This is a genomic window from Rhizobium sophoriradicis, assembly GCF_025200795.1.
Classification (GTDB): Bacteria; Pseudomonadota; Alphaproteobacteria; order Rhizobiales; family Rhizobiaceae; genus Rhizobium; species Rhizobium sophoriradicis.
The window spans coordinates 18,947-35,698 of sequence record NZ_CP104153.1 but is presented as its reverse complement, the minus strand read 5'-3'; the positions used below and the strand labels follow the sequence as shown (position 1 = coordinate 35,698).

Annotated in this window: 16 protein-coding genes; 2 read left to right on the top strand and 14 right to left on the bottom strand. The window is 61.2% G+C overall.

What is annotated here, in order from left to right:
- Positions 1-13: 13 nt before the first annotated feature.
- The 12 genes from N2597_RS22215 to N2597_RS22160 form a co-directional block, all read right to left on the bottom strand.
- A complete protein-coding gene (locus tag N2597_RS22215) occupies positions 14-1,468 on the bottom strand; it encodes an NAD-dependent succinate-semialdehyde dehydrogenase (protein WP_183596100.1) in 1,455 nt (484 codons plus the stop codon).
- Between the two features lie 10 nt (positions 1,469-1,478).
- Positions 1,479-2,558: an ABC transporter ATP-binding protein gene (locus N2597_RS22210; RefSeq protein ID WP_183596098.1), complete on the bottom strand. Its 1,080-nt coding sequence runs from the start codon at positions 2,556-2,558 to the stop codon at positions 1,479-1,481.
- On the bottom strand, positions 2,555-3,355 hold the full coding sequence (locus N2597_RS22205; RefSeq protein ID WP_183596096.1) for an ABC transporter permease: 801 nt from the start codon (positions 3,353-3,355) through the stop codon (positions 2,555-2,557). The genes N2597_RS22210 and N2597_RS22205 overlap by 4 nt, the downstream gene beginning before the upstream one ends.
- A 2-nt stretch (positions 3,356-3,357) precedes the next feature.
- Positions 3,358-4,230, bottom strand: a complete 873-nt coding sequence (locus N2597_RS22200; protein WP_183596094.1) for an ABC transporter permease — start codon at positions 4,228-4,230, stop codon at positions 3,358-3,360.
- A gap of 112 nt (positions 4,231-4,342) precedes the next feature.
- Positions 4,343-5,353, bottom strand: coding sequence for a polyamine ABC transporter substrate-binding protein (locus tag N2597_RS22195; RefSeq protein ID WP_040112610.1), 1,011 nt, complete (start codon positions 5,351-5,353; stop codon positions 4,343-4,345).
- Positions 5,354-5,380: 27 nt separating this feature from the next.
- The gene (locus tag N2597_RS22190; RefSeq protein WP_009984598.1) at positions 5,381-5,725 is read right to left on the bottom strand and encodes an NIPSNAP family protein; all 345 of its coding nucleotides are present in this window, start codon (positions 5,723-5,725) and stop codon (positions 5,381-5,383) included.
- A 4-nt stretch (positions 5,726-5,729) separates the two neighbouring features.
- Complete coding sequence (locus N2597_RS22185; RefSeq protein ID WP_040112609.1) at positions 5,730-7,193, bottom strand: aldehyde dehydrogenase; 1,464 nt, start codon at positions 7,191-7,193, stop codon at positions 5,730-5,732.
- A 4-nt stretch (positions 7,194-7,197) separates the two neighbouring features.
- Positions 7,198-8,238, bottom strand: a complete 1,041-nt coding sequence (locus tag N2597_RS22180; protein ID WP_183596092.1) for an LLM class flavin-dependent oxidoreductase — start codon at positions 8,236-8,238, stop codon at positions 7,198-7,200.
- Entirely contained in the window at positions 8,235-9,170 is a 936-nt protein-coding gene (locus N2597_RS22175) for a flavin reductase family protein (protein WP_183596089.1), read from the bottom strand. The genes N2597_RS22180 and N2597_RS22175 overlap by 4 nt, the downstream gene beginning before the upstream one ends.
- Entirely contained in the window at positions 9,167-10,012 is an 846-nt protein-coding gene (locus N2597_RS22170) for an alpha/beta fold hydrolase (RefSeq protein WP_183596087.1), read from the bottom strand. The genes N2597_RS22175 and N2597_RS22170 overlap by 4 nt, the downstream gene beginning before the upstream one ends.
- A 16-nt stretch (positions 10,013-10,028) precedes the next feature.
- Positions 10,029-10,631, bottom strand: coding sequence for an amino acid synthesis family protein (locus N2597_RS22165; RefSeq protein ID WP_040142525.1), 603 nt, complete (start codon positions 10,629-10,631; stop codon positions 10,029-10,031).
- 851 nt (positions 10,632-11,482) lie between these two features.
- Entirely contained in the window at positions 11,483-12,103 is a 621-nt protein-coding gene (locus tag N2597_RS22160) for a TetR/AcrR family transcriptional regulator (RefSeq protein WP_040113123.1), read from the bottom strand.
- A gap of 265 nt (positions 12,104-12,368) precedes the next feature.
- Here N2597_RS22160 and N2597_RS22155 point away from each other — a divergent pair, with 265 nt between their 5' ends.
- The gene (locus N2597_RS22155; protein WP_040112604.1) at positions 12,369-13,199 is read left to right on the top strand and encodes an SDR family NAD(P)-dependent oxidoreductase; all 831 of its coding nucleotides are present in this window, start codon (positions 12,369-12,371) and stop codon (positions 13,197-13,199) included.
- 103 nt (positions 13,200-13,302) lie between these two features.
- On the opposite strand, the gene N2597_RS22150 is transcribed toward N2597_RS22155, so the two are convergent.
- Both N2597_RS22150 and N2597_RS22145 read right to left on the bottom strand, forming a co-directional pair.
- Complete coding sequence (locus N2597_RS22150) at positions 13,303-13,998, bottom strand: GntR family transcriptional regulator (protein WP_183596085.1); 696 nt, start codon at positions 13,996-13,998, stop codon at positions 13,303-13,305.
- 145 nt (positions 13,999-14,143) lie between these two features.
- Complete coding sequence (locus tag N2597_RS22145) at positions 14,144-15,514, bottom strand: FAD/NAD(P)-binding protein (protein ID WP_225881335.1); 1,371 nt, start codon at positions 15,512-15,514, stop codon at positions 14,144-14,146.
- Between the two features lie 202 nt (positions 15,515-15,716).
- On the opposite strand from N2597_RS22145, the gene tauA reads away from it, so the two are divergent.
- Positions 15,717-16,730: a taurine ABC transporter substrate-binding protein gene (gene tauA, locus N2597_RS22140; protein ID WP_096764489.1), complete on the top strand. Its 1,014-nt coding sequence runs from the start codon at positions 15,717-15,719 to the stop codon at positions 16,728-16,730.
- Positions 16,731-16,752 lie beyond the last annotated feature (22 nt).

Below are 16,752 nucleotides of genomic sequence, written 5' to 3'. Positions count from 1 at the left end.
CAAAGGTTGAAGGTCAGGCTATACCGCCCAAGCATACATATTTGAGCTCGGTATATTCGTCCAACCCGTGCCTGGATCCTTCGCGGCCGAGGCCGGACATCTTGACGCCGCCAAACGGCGCCTCCGCGGTGGAGACGAGACCGGTGTTGACCCCGACCATTCCATATTCAAGCGCTTCGGCCACGCGGAAGACCCGCGACAGATCGCGCGCATAAAAATAGGAAGCAAGGCCGAACTCGGTGTCATTTGCCTGCTCGATGACGTCCTGCTCGTCCCGGAACCGGAAAAGCGGTGCAAGGGGGCCAAAGGTTTCTTCACGCGCGACCTGCATACCGGCAGCAACGTCACGCAGAATGGTCGGCTCGAAGAAATGGCCGCCGAGCGCGTGGCGCTTGCCTCCCGTTACGATCCCGGCGCCCTTTGCCAGAGCGTCCTGAATATGGCTTTCGACCTTGGCAACGGCATTGTCGTCGATGAGCGGGCCAAGCACGACGTCACGCTCCAGACCGTTGCCGACCTTCAACTTCGAAACGGCCTCGGCGAGCTTGCCGGCAAATGCCTCGTAGACGCCGTCCTGGACATAAAGCCGGTTGGCGCAGACACAGGTCTGGCCGTTATTGCGGAATTTGGCGATGATGGCGCCTTCGACCGCCGCGTCGAGATCGGCGTCGTCGAATACGATGAAGGGTGCATTGCCGCCGAGCTCGAGACCGAGCTTCTTGATCGTCGGCGCACATTGCCGGTAAAGCAGCTCGCCCGTCCGGGTGGAGCCGGTGAAGGTCAGGACCCGGACGTCGCGGCTGGCAGTCAGCGCCCCGCCGATTGCGGCTGCGTCACCGGTGACAATGTTGAGGAGCCCCGGCGGCAGGCCGGCGCGCTCAGCGAGGACGGCGATCGCGATGGCGGAGAACGGTGTCTGCAGCGCCGGCTTGAGAACGACGGCACAGCCGGCAGCAAGCGCGGGGCCGATCTTGCGCGTGATCATCGCGTTTGGAAAATTCCAGGGCGTGATTGCCGCCACGACGCCGGCCGGCTGGCGCAGCACGAGGATACGTTTGTCGGGTTGATGCCCCGGTACGATCTCGCCGTTGATGCGCCGTGCCTCTTCGGCAAACCATTCGATGAAACTCGCACCATAGGTGATTTCCCCCTTGGCTTCGGCCAAGGGCTTTCCCTGCTCCAGCGTCAGGATCATCGCCAGATCGTCACGGTTTTCGATCATCAGGCGATGCCACGTCTTGAGCACGGTTGCGCGCTCGCCGGCGGTCTTCTTCGCCCAAAGCTTCTGGGCGACGACGGCGGCCCGGATGGCATCTTCCGTTTCCGCCGCGCTGAGGTCAGGGACCGCACCCAGCACTTCACCTGTCGCCGGATTGCGGACCATGGCCGATGCGCGACCTTCCGCTTCGATCCAGCGATCGGCGATGGGACATGCCTGACGGAACAGCGAGGGATCATTGAGTTTCATGGGACAACTTTCAACAGAATACGTGAGCGGCGCCGGGATCGAAATCGAGATGGACTATATCTCCACGATTGAGCCCGGCAATAGCCTCATGACCGAACGGCAAGCGAACCGAAAGCGCCTCGCCTGTCGCCGTCTCCGTGGAGACGTGGATGTTGTTGCCGAGAAAGGTAATGTCGCTGACAGTCGCGGCAAGACCTGCGCCCGCGGCTCCTGCGCGCGACAGCCGAATGCGCTCCGGCCTCAGCATCAGCGCCGCCCTTGCGCCGGAGGTCCCTTTTCCATGCACCGGAATCTGGTTGAAAATGGTTCCGCCTCCGAGCGCGATGGTGGCCTGTCCGCCGGAGGACGACACCAGGTCGCATGAAATGAAGTCGCTGTCGCCGACGAATTCGGCAACGAAACGCGTCTTGGGATTTGCGTAGAGCTCCGGGCCCGTCCCGATCTGATCGATGACGCCCTTGGAAAAGACGGCAATGCGGTCGGAGAGCCGCAGCGCCTCCTCCTGGTCGTGCGTGACGTAAAGGATCGTCACTTCGGTCTGCTGATGGATGCGGCGGATCTCGTGCTGGATTTCCTCGCGCAGCTTCTTGTCGAGCGCCGACAGCGGTTCGTCCATCAAAAGCACCGGCGGATCATAGGCTAGGGCCCTGGCAAGAGCGACACGCTGCTGCTGGCCGCCGGACATCTGCGCCGGTTTGCGATCCTCGAAGCCTTCAAGCCGGACGAGGCGGAGCATCTCCTTCACCTTGCTGTCAATCTCGGCCTTCGATTTACGCCGCACTTTCAGCGGAAAGGCGATGTTTTCACCGACGGTCAGATGCGGAAAGAGGGTGTATCGCTGGAATACCATGCCGATGTTGCGCTTGTGCGACGGCGTGGCGAGCAGCGTCTTGCCCTCGAGCGTGATGTCGCCTTTCGTCGGGTTTTCAAAGCCGGCCAGGATGTAGAGCGTCGTGCTCTTGCCGGATCCGGAGGGGCCGAGGAAAGTCAGGAATTCACCGCGCCGGACATCGAGATTGACGTCGTGCACGGCGACGACAGGGCCGTATTCCTTGCGTATTCCGCGGATCTGAAGGAATGCATCGTTCATTGTTTCAGTACCTTACGCACGACGGCAACCAGCGCCATCAAGATGATCGTCAAAATGATGAGAAGGGTCGATGCGGCAGCGACAACAGGCGTCAGGTCTTGCCGCAGCGTCGCCCATACCTTTACCGGCAGCGTCTGCAGGGTCGGGCTGGACATGAAGATCGCCACCACGACCTCATCCCAGGATGTCAGGAACGAAAAGACGGCGGCAGAAAACAGCCCATGGCTGATCGCCGGAAGAGTGACCCTGATCTTCGCTTCTAAAGGCGAGGCGCCGCAGAGCACGGCCGCGTCCTCGATCGACTTGTCGAAGCCTTCCAGCGCGCTTGATATGGATAGGATCGAGAAGGGCAGCGCCAGCACGAGGTGCGAAATGACGAAGCCCGTCAGGGTGCCGCCAAGGCCGATCCGGAGGAAGAAGGCGTAGAGGGCAACGGCCAGAACGACGACCGGCAGGATCATCGGCGTCAGAAACAGCGCCTTCAGCGCATCGCGGAACATGAAGGAACCGCGCACCAATCCGAAGGAGGTTACCAGTCCGAGCAGCACCGACAGGATGGTGACGATGACCGCGATCTTCAAGCTCGTCAAAGCCGATTCCAGCCAGCGCGGGTCGGCGAAGAGTTCATTGTACCATTGGAAGGTCCAGCCCGGCGGCGGAAAGATCAGCCATTGCGAGGAGCCGAAGGACAGGGCCGCGATGAAGACGATCGGCAGCAGCAGAAAGGCCGCGGTCAGAAGCGTGATCGCGAGCAGGACGTATTTCCACCAGCCGAGACGATCGAAATTGAGCAGCATAATCAACGTCCTCCCGGGTTCGGGTTGCCGAAGAAACGCAGCTGCACGGCATAAAGCGACAGCGTCACCACCAGGAGCACCAACGCCGCTGCACCGCCCATTCCCCAATTGACCAGCGACTGCACGAATTGCGCGATCAGCTCCGCGAGCATCATGTTGGCGGTACCGCCGAGAAGCGACGGCGTGACGAAGTAGCCGAGCGACATGACGAAGACCATGAGTGCGCCGGCCGCCATGCCGGGCATGGCGAGCGGCAGGAGAACACGCGTCAGGCACTGCCAGCGGTTGGCGCCGCAAAGGGCTGCCGCCTGCAGCGTCGACGGGTCGATCTTCTTGATCACGCCGTAGAGCGGCAGGATGATGAAAGGCAGCATGATATAGGTCATGCCGATCGTCACGCCGGTCAGATTGTTGACGAGCGCCAGTGGCTGGTCGATCAGCCCCATGCCCATCAGCATCTTGTTGATGAGGCCGGTGCGTTGCAGAAGCACCATCCAGGCATAGGTGCGGGCCAAAAGGTTGGTCCACATCGAGAGCAGCAGGATCGCAAAGATCACCGTGCTCAGCCGACCGGGCATGATCGCCAGCGCCCAGGCGACGGGAAATCCGATCGCAAGCGAAATCACGGTGACGAGGCCTGAGACGATGAAGGTATTGGCGAAAATCTTGAGATAGGTGGCAGAGCCGATCAGCTGGGCATAGTTTCCAAGGCCCGGAACGGGCTCCAATACGCTGCGCAGCAGCAGTATCGCCACCGGCGCGACGAAAAAGATGCCCACGAAGGCAAGAGCCGGAACAACCCCGCCAAGTCCTGTTGCCCTGCGTATCTTTGGCAGAGGCATGATTGCGCCGGAGGCGTCGCTATACGTCGACATGACAGTCCTTCCCACCCGTCAATTTCCGCAGCGGCGAGGTCCAATGGACGGGTACCGCCGCTGCAGGAGACACGGCGAATTTTCGCCGTGCCCGTTCATCTCCAGTTTCGGACTATTTCGCCTGCCAGGCGTACCACTTCTCGCCGATGGCATCGCGATTATCAGCCCAGTAGTTCATGTCGGCATTGACCTGGCTTGCGGTCTGCTGATCCGGCAGGGTCTTGGCGGTTTCCGGGTCCATCAGCTTGGCCGAGTCAAGATTGATCGGCGCGTACCCCGTAGCCTTTGCAAGGGCAGCCTGCGGTTCGGCCGAGGTTGCCAGCGCGATGAACTTCATCGCCGCCTCGGCATTCGGCGCGCCCTTCGGCACGACGAGCGCATCGGCAGCCGTGATGTTCTGCTCCCAGGAGGTTTCAACCTTGATGCCGGTCGCCGCAAGCGCCGTCATGCGGCCGTTCCAGACGCTGCCGAAGGGCGCTTCGGCGGAGGCCAGCAGCTGCTGCGACTGGGCGCCGCCCGACCACCAGATGATATCCGACTTGATGGTATCGAGCTTCTTGAAGGCGCGGTCGAGATCGAGCGGATAAAGCTTGTCGGCAGGCACGCCGTCGGCAAGCAGTGCGGCTTCGATCACGCCGGGAGCCGACCACTTGTAGAATGTGCGCTTGCCGGGAAACTTCGTCGTGTCGAACAGGTCGGCCCATGTCTTCGGGCAGGCTTTGACGGCATCGACATTGCAGCCGATGACGAAGGAATAATAGAAGCTGCCGACCGAATAGTCGGTGACGAAGCGCGGATCGAGCTTGGATTTGTCGATGACGGAAAAGTCGAGTTTTTCGAGCTGGCCGTTCTTGCCGGCCTGGGCGGCATAGTCGCCTTCGACGTCGACGACATCCCAGTTGACTTCGCCGGCCTCGACCATGGCCTTGAGCTTGCCGTAGTCGGTCGGGCCGTCCTGGACGACGGTGATGCCGGTTTTCTCGGTGAACGGGCTTGCCCATGCCGCCTTCTGCGCATCCTGGGTCGTTCCGCCCCAGCTCGAGAAGACCATGCTGTCGGCGTGCGCCGGCGCGGAGACCGCCACGAATGCGGCAACCGCCGCGAAAGCAAATGTGGTTTTCATGTTCCCTTATCCCTGTTGTGGTTTGTCCTACGGGTTATGCCTTATGTCGTCAGCGCGCCTCGCTCGGGGAGAGAAGCTTGCCGGCTTCATAATCTTGTTTTCCGCCACCTCGATGAGGTCGCGGATCTTGGGCAGGAAGGCCTGCCACCGGGGATCGGCCAGAAGCCGCTGGCGTCTCGCCTCCCGGTCGTCCAGGCTCGTAAAGGCCCAGATGTGGACGATTTCGTTGATCGTGCCGATCTCCGAGAAGAAGTAGCCGACCAGCGCGCCGAGATGGCTCTTCTGGATTTCGATCCCTTCTTCCTCGACGACCTTGAGATATTGCGGGATCGTTCCGTTCTTCAGCCGATAAGTGCGGATTTCGTAAAACATCGCGTCACCTCATCACGAAAGGATCGGGGATCGGATCGTCCGAGGTCCGGAGCCAGATCGTCTTGGTGCGGGTATAATCGAGCGCCGCGGCCATGCCGCCTTCCCTGCCGTGGCCCGACAGGCCGAAGCCGCCGAAGGGCGCGATCGGCGAGACGGCGCGGTAGGTGTTGACCCAGACGATGCCGGCGCGGATGCCCTTCATCAGCCGGTGCGCCCGGGTGAGGTTCTGGGTGAAGATGCCGGAGGCGAGGCCATAGCGGGTATCGTTGGCAAGCCGCAGCGCCTCGGCTTCGGTCTCGAAGGACACGACGGAGAGGACCGGCCCGAAGAATTCCTCGATCAGCGACGGCGAAGCGACATCATCGCAATCGAGGATCGTCGGCGGGAAATAATAGCCTTCGCCGTCGATCTTGCGGCCGCCGGTGACGAGGCGGGCGCCGCTTGCGATCGATCTCTCGACGAGGGCGCCGATATTGTCCTGCTGGCGCTTGGTGGCAAGCGGCCCGACTTCGGTCGCCATATCGAGCGGCGCGCCGATCCGGATCGCTTCCGCCTTCTGGCACAGCAGGGCAACGAACCTGTCCTTGACGCTGCGCTCGACGATCAGGCGCGAGCCGGCAACGCAGCTCTGTCCGGTCGCCGCGAAGATGCCCGCGACCTGGGCGTTGGCGGCACTTTCGAGGTCGGCGTCGGCAAAGACGATGAAGGGCGACTTGCCGCCGAGTTCGAGCGAGGTGGAAGCGAGGTTTTCGGCCGAGTTGCGCACGACGTGCCGGGCGGTTTCGGGTCCGCCGGTAAAGGCGACATGCGCGACCTTCGGGTGGCGGCCGAGGGCCGCGCCGCAGGAGGCGCCGAAACCGGTGATGATGTTGACGACACCGGCGGGAAAGCCCGCCTCATGCACCAGGCGGGCGAATTCGAGCAAGGGCGCCGGCCCGTCTTCCGAGGCCTTGACCACCATCGTGCAGCCGGCTGCGAGCGCCGGGCCGATCTTGACAGCCGACAGGAAGAGCTGGCTGTTCCACGGCACGACCATGGCGACGACGCCGATCGGCTCGCGGCGAAGCCAGACATCCATGTCAGGCTTGTCGATCGGCAGGTAAGAGCCTTCGATCTTGTCTGATATCCCGGCATAATAGCGATAATATTCGGCGACATAGGCGATCTGCGCTGACGTTTCGCGGATGATCTTGCCGGTGTCGCGTGTCTCCAATTCAGCGAGGACCTGGGCGTTGGCGGCAACCAGGTCGGCGAGCTTGTAAAGCAGCTTGCTGCGTTGGGTGGCCGTCATCTTTGCCCAGGGGCCTTCGTAGAGCGCCCTTTCGGCAGCGTTGACAGCTCGATCGACATCATTCTCGCGCGCCTCGGGCATTTCCGCCCAGACCGTGCCGGAAGCCGGATCGATGCTCGGATAGGAAGCCTCGCCATCCGAGAATTCGCCGTCGATATAATGCTGGAAACGCCGCATGGTCCTACTCCTGAAATGCCGGCATGACTTCGGCGATGAAACGCTCGAGCGACGCCTTCTTGCGCTCGAAACTCATGCCGGTGTCGATCCAGAAGGAATATTCGTCATAGCCGAGGGCTTCATAGGCCTTGAGCCGGTCGATGACGGTCTGCACGTTACCAACGACGTTGTTGGTGCGCATGACCTCGTCCGAAAGCATCGCGTTTGCGCGGATCTGCTCCTCCGGGATCCGCTCGATCAGGCCTTGCCTGATCGGTTTCTCGTTCTTGAACCAGGCGAAGAAGTAGTTGTAGTAAACGCTGAGTTCATGCGCGGCCTGGGCGACGTCTTCTTCCGAGGAGCCGACATAGGTGTGGCGCAGCAGCATGATCTTCGGCCGTTCAACATCGGGGTTCTTAGCGCAGGCATCGTTGAAGCGGTCCATCAGCGACTGGACCTCGTCATCACCCTGCCAGAGCGGCGTGACCTGAACGTTGCAGCCGTTGGCGACGGCAAATTCGTGCGAGTTCGGGTCGCGCGCCGCAACCCAGATCGGCGGGTTCGGCTGCTGCAGCGGCTTCGGCGCCGAGGTGGTCGCGGGGAATTTGAAGAACTCCCCTTCATGGGCGTAGTCGCCGGCCCATATACCCTTGACCGCGGGAATGAGCTCGCGCATGCGCTGGCCGGCGCCCCAGGCATCGAGCCCGGGCAGCAGACGCTCATATTCGAAGGAATAGGCGCCGCGGGCAATGCCGATATCGAGCCTTCCATCGCAGATGATGTCGGTCATCGCCGCTTCGCCGGCAAGCTTGATCGGATGCCAGAAGGGGGCGATCACCGTTCCCGTCCCGAGCCTTGCCCGCGACGTGCGGCGGGCGAGATCGGCAATGGTCACGAACGGATTGGGGGCAATGGTGAAATCCATGCCATGATGCTCGCCCGTCCAGATCGCATGCATGCCGCCCTTGTCGGCGATCTCGCAGAGCGCGACGAATTCCTCATAGAGGCTCTTGTGGCTCTGGCTGGCGTCGAGCCGCTCCATATGGACGAAGAGGGAGAATTTCATGCTTTTGCGCCCTTGGCTGGAATGGGATGAATTTTGCCGCCGGTCTCGTCGCCGAAATAGACGCCGAAATTGCCGATCGAGCTTTCCATCGCGAAGCGGTTGACGATATCGGCGGTCGAGCTGGTCTTGAACTTTGCTGCAGCCAAGGCGTCAGGTTTTACGAACCTGCCGCCGGCTGGCTCGCCCTCGCCGGCAACGGCGTGATAGACAATGTGCTGCTTGCCGTCGCTCTTGCCCTCATAGACCGAATAGAGAAAGCCGATGCTGACCTTCAGCCCGGTGAGCGTCTCCAGATATTCTTGCAAAGCATCGGTCGGGTTGCCGTCATGGGCGTCGACGCTTGGCAGGGAGAGTACATCCTCGCCCAGCAGCAGAACTTCTCCGCGGCGCTCGACGACGGCCGCAAGTTCGATATTGCCCTCAGCTGCCGCGGAAACCGCCTTGCTTGCGAGCGTCGGCGTGAAATAGCCGCCGCGCGCATAGCCGAGACCGTTGCGGCCGCTATTATCGAAAGCCTCGATGCGCCCCATCAGGATGACATGGTCGCCGGCCTCGATGACCTGTTCCATGGCGCATTCGAACCAGGCCGCGACGTTCGAGAATATCGGGCAGCCGGCCGATCCCTTGGCCCATTCGACCGCCGCGAACCTGTCTTCGACCGGCCGCGCAAAGGTGTTCGACACGTCCTTTTGCGTTTCCGAGAGCACGTTGATCGCAAAATGCGGCGCTCCGGTCATGATCGCGAAATTGCGCGAGGTCTTGGCAAGGCAGACGAGCAGCAGCGGCGGATTGAGCGAGACCGAGGTGAAGGAGTTCGCGGTGAAACCGATCGGATTCCCCTCCCCGTCGCAGGCGGTGACGACGGTCACGCCTGTGGGAAAAGCACCGAATGCATCTCGCAATGCCCTTGGGTCGACAGTCTGGATTGTCATCGTTCATCCTCCCCGAACGACAGCCACTCGGCGAGCAGCGAATTGACGATATCAGGCGCGGTCAGGTTCACCATGTGACGATGGCCTTCGACGATGCGGACCCAGCCCTTGGGCGCGAGCGCCGCCATCTGCTCCGCCATCAGGGGCGTCGAATTCGGATCATCGGACCCCGTCAGGAACAGGGCCGGACCCGCCACGTCTTTCCAGCGATCGGCATAGGTCTCGTCGCCGCCGGCGAAGGCGGCGTAAGCGACAGCATAACTCTGGGGATCGACGAGGTTGAGCCATTTCCGCGTCAATTCCCGCGCAACAACGCTGTCTGCATCATCGCCGAACCAGCGCGCCAGGGGACCTTCCTTGTCGACGCCCGTCACCGGAATGGCCGCGGCCCGTGCGAGCACGGCAGCCTTTGCTTGCTGGTCGCGCCTGTAGACGCCGTTGAGGTAAGCGACACGGCTGATCCGGTCGCCGAACGTCGCCGCCGCGCCTCCCGATACCAGCGCCCCCATCGAGTGGCCGGCAACATTCACCCTATCGATCGCCATCTCGTCGAGAAAGCAGCCGAACCAGGTGACGAACTCCTCAAGACGGCTGCCCGCCGGCAGCTGCGCGCTCTCGCCATGTCCCGGCATGTCGACGGCGATGACGCGATGGCCGGCCGACAAAAAGGCGATCTGCGGCGCCCAGGCCTCGAGCCGCATGCCGACACCATGAATGAGGACCAGCGGCTCACCGCTGCCGGCCTCGTGATAGGCCGTTCCGCCTGCCGTCTTCTTTCGCGGCAAGTCACCGGCGGCGCTCTTTGCTGCAGCGGCGCCTGAGATCGATCCGGCTGTCAGCATCTCAGCGCCCACCCTTTCAAACGCCCGCAGGGTTGGCGACGTCCTGCCCGAGATCTTTCAGATCCTGGTAGCGGTCGCCGATGCGGTGATGAGGACGCCCGCCCACCGAAGCGCCAAGAGCCACGACGATCTCGTCGGCGGCAGGCGCGTCGGGGATTGCCGTTTGGATGGTCAGATAATGTGAACGGCGGCCTTCATCGTTCTTGTCCATCAGCGGGATCATGATCGGCGCGTTGGCGGGGCCGCGGGTGTTGCAGAAGGCGAGATAGGACTTGGCACCGACGGCCTGGCGATAAAAATTGCCGAAGCGCAGCGTGTGGATGAGCGCGGAGGCATGTTCGATCTCGCCATCCAAACCGACGACGGCGGCCTTGCCGTAACCTTCAACCGCATCGCCGGAACCGACCGCATCGATGATCATCCTGGTCAGCAATTCGCCGAGAACCGGAGCGCCGGCGTGAATCTCGGGCTTGAGATCTTCGACAAAGCCGCGGCCCGCCCAAGGGTTCTTCACCACCGCGAAGGCAGTAATCAGCTTCAGCGGCACCGCTGCGGCCTTGCCGCCTTCGATCAGCGTCGTTTCGATCTGCAGTCCCGTCTTGCGAATTTGGATGGCCATGGAACACCTCATCTCTCTATTTTGTATTATGGTATACCATAATATCTCGGTGTCAAGTTTGTTTCTGCGTTGGCGCAGTTGAGTTCGATCCTCGAAAACTCCCAATTGGCAGGGCTCCTGATCGCTCGGAAGCGCGTTCATTTGTCGTGTCGCTTGGAGCCAGTCGGCAACCGCCTCCCCAGCAATGCGGCACCCGGTCCATATTCGCCTATATTACTGATTATGGCATACCATCACATCGAGCGAAGACGGATGTCAAGCTAGAGCGGGCGCTGGTCGTGGAACGGGCGAAAGTCGGGCTCAAGCGGCTCGTGCGACCCTTTAAGATGACACCGCCTGCGCCTTGGCCCCGCTGCAATAGGACTGCCGGCGACGAGGGTCGTCAATCGTTACGAAGACCTCGGCGTGACCAGGCAAACGCTGTCTAGATTGGCCCAAAAACGCGAATTTCGAGCCAATGGTTAAAAAATGCTCGCCCGTCACTAGCGTGGAGTTTGAGTCATGCGGGACAGAGAACTTCGCGCCTTCTCCGGCCGCTCCCGACCCGGGGCGAACTGAAGTCGTCAGTGTCAACGGCAGGTTTGCGCCCTCTCGGGCCGTTATCTACGCTGCGGAAGTTCTTGAGCGCGCGATCTGCTCAGTCGCCGTAAGGCATTGAGGCAACGATCCAGTACATTGCCACAGCTTCCTCATTCAAATAGCGGCTTCTCGCGATGGCCATGCTCCGCCTACAAAGTCGGCATGGATTACGAGAGATCGCGCCTAGCATCAACGCGTGCTCCGACGAAACGCCGCTTGTTCCTATGACGGCCGAAGGCGACATCGATTGGCCATTCGGCCCAGACTTCGTATCACGTAGCTAAGCGCTGCGGGGTTGCCAGCCCTTCCACCAGAGTGGCAAGGGCTGCCTCCAGCGGTGCAGATCCGACCTTTTCCGGCACCAGAAGTCCATCGATTGCGAGCATGGTGATGCCGTGAATGAGCGCCCATGCGGCCGCGGCCTGTCCCCTGACTGGCCGCTTGCGAATGCTCCCTGTAGCCTGACCGCGCCCGAGCATTTCAAGCACTACGTCGAATACCGCGAGTGCCCTTTCGTCGAGATGCATCCCTACGGCCTGTCCCTCCTCCGCGCTGAACATCAAACGATATAAGGCCGGGTTATCGGTTCCGAACGCGACATATGCACGAGATATCGGAGTAATTTCCTCGATCAGAGATGGTGGCGCTTCGGGTTTCGCCTGCGCCAGTGCCTCGCGCAGACGGTCAAAACCTATCAAGGCGAGTTCGACAAGCAGAGCAGTTTTATCCGAAAAGTGCTTGTAGGGCGCAGCGTGGCTGACGCCAGCCCGCCGAGCGACTTCCCGCAACGTAAACTGCCAGTTCTTGTCATCTCGGAGCATGTTCAGCGCAGTTTCAATAATCGTGCGGCGGAGATCACCGTGATGATAGGGGCGGTTTTGGACGTCTGTCATGGCGATAAAGTTTCTCGTGGATACATTGTTGACAGTGACTACATTGCCGCCTATATAGACCTCAATGTTTCTTTTGTCTACATCGGAGTTTGTCATGAACGCTATAGCGAAAATTCCCGACGAGCAGGCACGGTGGAAGATCGTGAAACACTCACCGGACGCATCTTGAGCGTCCTGCTCCGGTGAAGGATCGATTCTGCACGGGCGAACAAGGCCGACATCTGTCAGCTCCGCCGAAACAGCCACGCAATTGAAAGGAAATCAGATGCAACACGTTGCCAACGCGGAAACGCAAACCTTCATAGGAAAATTGAACGGTGCCGCAGCGAAGCGGGCCCTGATCACCGGTGCCTCCAGTGGCATGGGTCTCGAATATGCCGAACTCTTGGCAGCGCAGAAGGTAAATCTCGTGCTCGCCGCTCGGCGGAGGGAGCCGATGGAGAAGCTCGCCATAGAGCTTCGACAGAAATATGGTGTCGAGATCGTTGTTGAACCGATCGATCTTGCAGTCCCTGGTGCTGCCGCTCGCTTGAAAAGCAGTCTGGACGATAAGTCGCTGCAGATCGATATTCTGGTGAACAATGCCGGGTATGGGTTGCATGGGGACTTTCTGGACACCCCGCTGGAGCGCACGACCGATATGATACAGCTCAACATCACGGCGGTAACGGAACTGAGCTTTATCTTCGGACAGGATATGGCAACCCGCGGGTCGGGACAGATACTTCTCATAGCGAGCATCCTGGCATTCCAACCCGTCCCTGGTTTTTCTGCCTATGCAGCAACGAAGTCTTACGTGCTGTCTTTTGGAGAAGCTTTGTACGACGAACTCAGCCCTCGAGGCGTGACCGTCACCTGCCTTTGCCCAGGACACACCGAAACCGGATTCGATTCGGCCGCCAGCGCCCCTGTCTCGCGCATGCTGCGTATTCTGACGATGAAGCCCCGTCCGGTCGCCGAAAGCGGTCTCCGCGCGCTGTCACAGGGCAAGGCCTCCGTAGTTGCCGGGTTCATGAACAAGATAATTATATTTTCAAATCGCCTGACCCCGCGTTCGATGCAGCGAGCCGTCATGAAAAGCGTTACGGGGGGATAGAGTTGCAGTCGACCGGCGACGGAAACGTCCGTTGCCGGCCGGTCTAGCTTGCCGGCGGTCGCCCAGCGGTCGTTAGCGAATTGAATGAGACGCGTTTAAGGAATTATTCAGCAGGTTTCTGGGCGGACAGTACCGCTTCGGCAATTGCGCTGGCGGCTGCGACATGATCCATCGCCGCCTGCTGGGCTCCCTCACCGTCGCCGCGGCGGATGGCGTCGACGATCTTCGACATCTGTGCCGGGCCCTCGATGCTGCGCCGTTCCGTCTTGATCGTCATTGAGCGCAGATGGTTGATGCGTACGGTGAGCAGGTTGACGACGCCCCAGGCGACATGCCGGTCGACCATGGTGAACAGTGTTTGATAGAAGGAAGAAGTATTGGCCAGCACGCCGGCCATATCGTTGTCGCGATAGCTGTTGCGGATTGCGCTCAGGGATTCCTCGAGCGCGGCGACGATCTCCGGGCTGCCGCGTTCTGCGCACAGCCGCGCCGCCATGCCTTCGAGCGCACCGCGAATTTCATAGATCTGTTTGGCTTCCTCGATATCCAGCTGGGCGACGATCGGTCCCTTGTTCGGCAGATTGGCGACCAGCCCTTCCGATTCCAGATGTCTCAGTACCTCGCGCACGACCGTCCGGCTGACGCCGAGCTGGGCGCAGAGGTCGCGCTCAACAAGCCGGTCTCCCGGACGGAAATATCCGTTCACGATGGCCTCGCGGACCTTGTCGAGCGCCAGTTCCCGCAATGTCTTCGCAGGACGCTCGACCCTGATTGCTGCGTCCTTCAGAGCACCGCTCATGCTGTACCTCAGTGTTGGATTGACTTCGCAGGCTCAAGCTTTGCTGCGGCAGCCGAATTCAGGAATCGTATTATGGCCTACCAAATACTGTAGCTGTCGGCGGCCAGCAATTCAACAGCACCGTGCCGGTCCCAAGTTTGTCAGCCTAAGCGCCGGAGGCGGGCCTCGCTTTGACGATCTCTTCGGCCACAGCCTTCGCCTGCACCCGGATGTCGGGGACGGCGGTGATCTCCCAGAATTGTCCCGCCGTCAAGGCGCCGACGGCAAACAGCCGCGCGGGCGAGATCCGGGACGGAGCCGTCACTTCTGAAGCCGCATTCACCTGGATGCCGAGGCCGAGAGGATCGGGGACGATCAGCTGAAAGCGGCTCATTTCCTTCAGAAGCGGCGAATGGCTGATCCCGGCGCGCTCCATTCCCGTGCAGTTGACCAGCCAGTCCGCCCTGATCTCGGCGATCTCACGCTTGGCCCTGACCCTGTAGCCGGCAATGAGCCTGCCTTCCCTGGCCTCGAGCGATTTCAGGAAGCCCGCGTGGAAGCGAACGATTCCGTCTAAGACCAATTTCTCAAAGCCGGCGAACACGTCGGGCGCGACCCGGTGCCGGTGGATATTCCACCAGGGAAGCGCATGCCTGAGGAATCGTGCCCGCTCCTCGTGCGAAAGCCGCTGCCAGAGAGCCTGCGTGACCGGCCTCAGGCCGTCCATCACGCTCCGCCAGTCGGCGACCGACCTGGTCTTTTCCCGCAAGATCTTCAACAGCCCGCTGATCGTAGCGGGAAGCGTGTGAACGTTGATCGGCAGCGGCGCCGGCGGCGTCCTTGCATGGCCGAGCGGTGCCAGGCCGCGCCGCGAAAGCACGTCGATCCTGCCTCTGTGGCCATGGGCGCGAAGTGCCAGAACCTGATCGATCATCGTCAGGCCGGAACCGAGGATGCAGACCGCATCGGATGGTGCGACACGCCTCAGCCATGAAAGCCGCCACGGGTTCTCGACGATCCGCGATCGCAAAAATGGCGGGATGCCGGACGGATCGACCGGAAGGTTCGCGTTTCCGACGCCAAGACAGAGCACCACATTCTTTCCGGCAATCTCGTCGCCATTGCCGAGATGGAAGGCGAGCGTGCTGGTGTAGCGCTCCACGCATCCGGCCGCCTTGGCCCTGATGAAGTCGACCCGGCACCGGCCATCCCGCTTTCGAAGCAGCCGCGCAAGCGTATCCCTGACATAAAGGCCGTAATCGCTGCGCGAGGCGAAATCGCCGGCCTGCATAGGGCGTCCATGGGCTTTCAGCCAGTCAACGAAGTCGTCGGGATGATGGGGCAGCAGGCTCATGCGGCCGGCGGGAACGTTGAGGCGATGGAGGTAGAGCTCTGTCCTATATGCCGTCCCGCGTCCGAATCCGGCATCGTCGCCGACGACCGCAATCTTCGCTGAAGCGGGAAGCAGCTCGACGAGATTGCAGGTCACAGCGATCGCTGAAAAACCGGAACCAACGACGATCACATCGTATGTCAAACCATTCTCCCTGAAGCTCAGGTAACGCCGCATCTTGTCACTCACCGCCGCGGAGATGGCACAAGCGGCAGAATCACGGAAACAAATATCTCCATAGTCTATAAATATAGTTTGTTATTCCTCCCGCCAGCCCCTTCTCGGCGATTACCCTTTTGCAGGTGAGATCAAGGGGCCGGGTGGCCCTCGAACAAAGGGGCTCAAGATGAATTTCAGAAATTTGCTTGCCGCAATCGCCGTCGGCGTCGGCACTCTCGCAACGGCGATCGCCGCCGAGGCGGCGGACAAGAAGGTCGTCGTCGGCTATCAAACCGACGCCCTTCCGTCTTCCGTGGCAATCGCCAACGGCGAATTCGCCAAGAAGACCGGGTATGACATCGACTTCCGCAGGTTCAATTCCGGCGCCGAGATATTCGCGGCCATCGCCTCGGGCGACGTTCAGGTCGGCTATGTCGGCTCCAGCCCGTTTGCGGCTGCGGTATCGCGCGGGCTCGAGGTCAAGGCTTTCTACCTCGCCTCCATCTCGGGCATCGACGAGGCTCTCGTCGTCCGCAACGGCTCGGGCATCGAAAGCCTGAACGATCTGAAAGGCAAGAAGCTTGCCGCCGCGCCCGTCTCCACGGACCACTATCAGCTTCTGGCGCTGATCAAATCGCTTGGCCTGACCGAGAAGGACGTCCAGGTCTTCGCAATCCCCCAGCCTGAGATCGTGGCGAGCTATAACCGCGGCGATATTGACGGCGGTTTCGTCTGGGATCCGGCGCTCACCGAACTCAAGAAGAACGGCAAGGTTCTGGTGACCTCCAAGGATGTGGCGGACAAGGGTGCGCCGACATTCTCCGCCTGGGTCGCCACCTCGAAGTTCGCGACCGAGAACCCGGAATTCCTGAAGGGCTTCGCCTCGGTCGTCACCAAATACTATGCGTCCTTCGCCTCGGACAAGGCCGCCTGGGGGCCTGACAGCGACAATGCCAAGTCGCTTGCCAAGCTGCTCGGCGGCACCGCCGAGCAGCAGGCCTCGGCTCTGAAGAACCTGACGCTGCTTACCCCCGAAGTGCAGGCATCAGACGCCTGGCTCGGCGGCGGCGAAAAGGCCGGCGCCGGCAAGATTCTCAAGGACACGGCATCGTTCCTGAAGGAACAGGGCAAGGTGTCCGACGTGCTGGCAAATTACGGCGCCTTCGTCACCGCCGACGCGCTTACCAGCGTCAGCAACTGATCCTCCCCGATGCCGGCGCTAC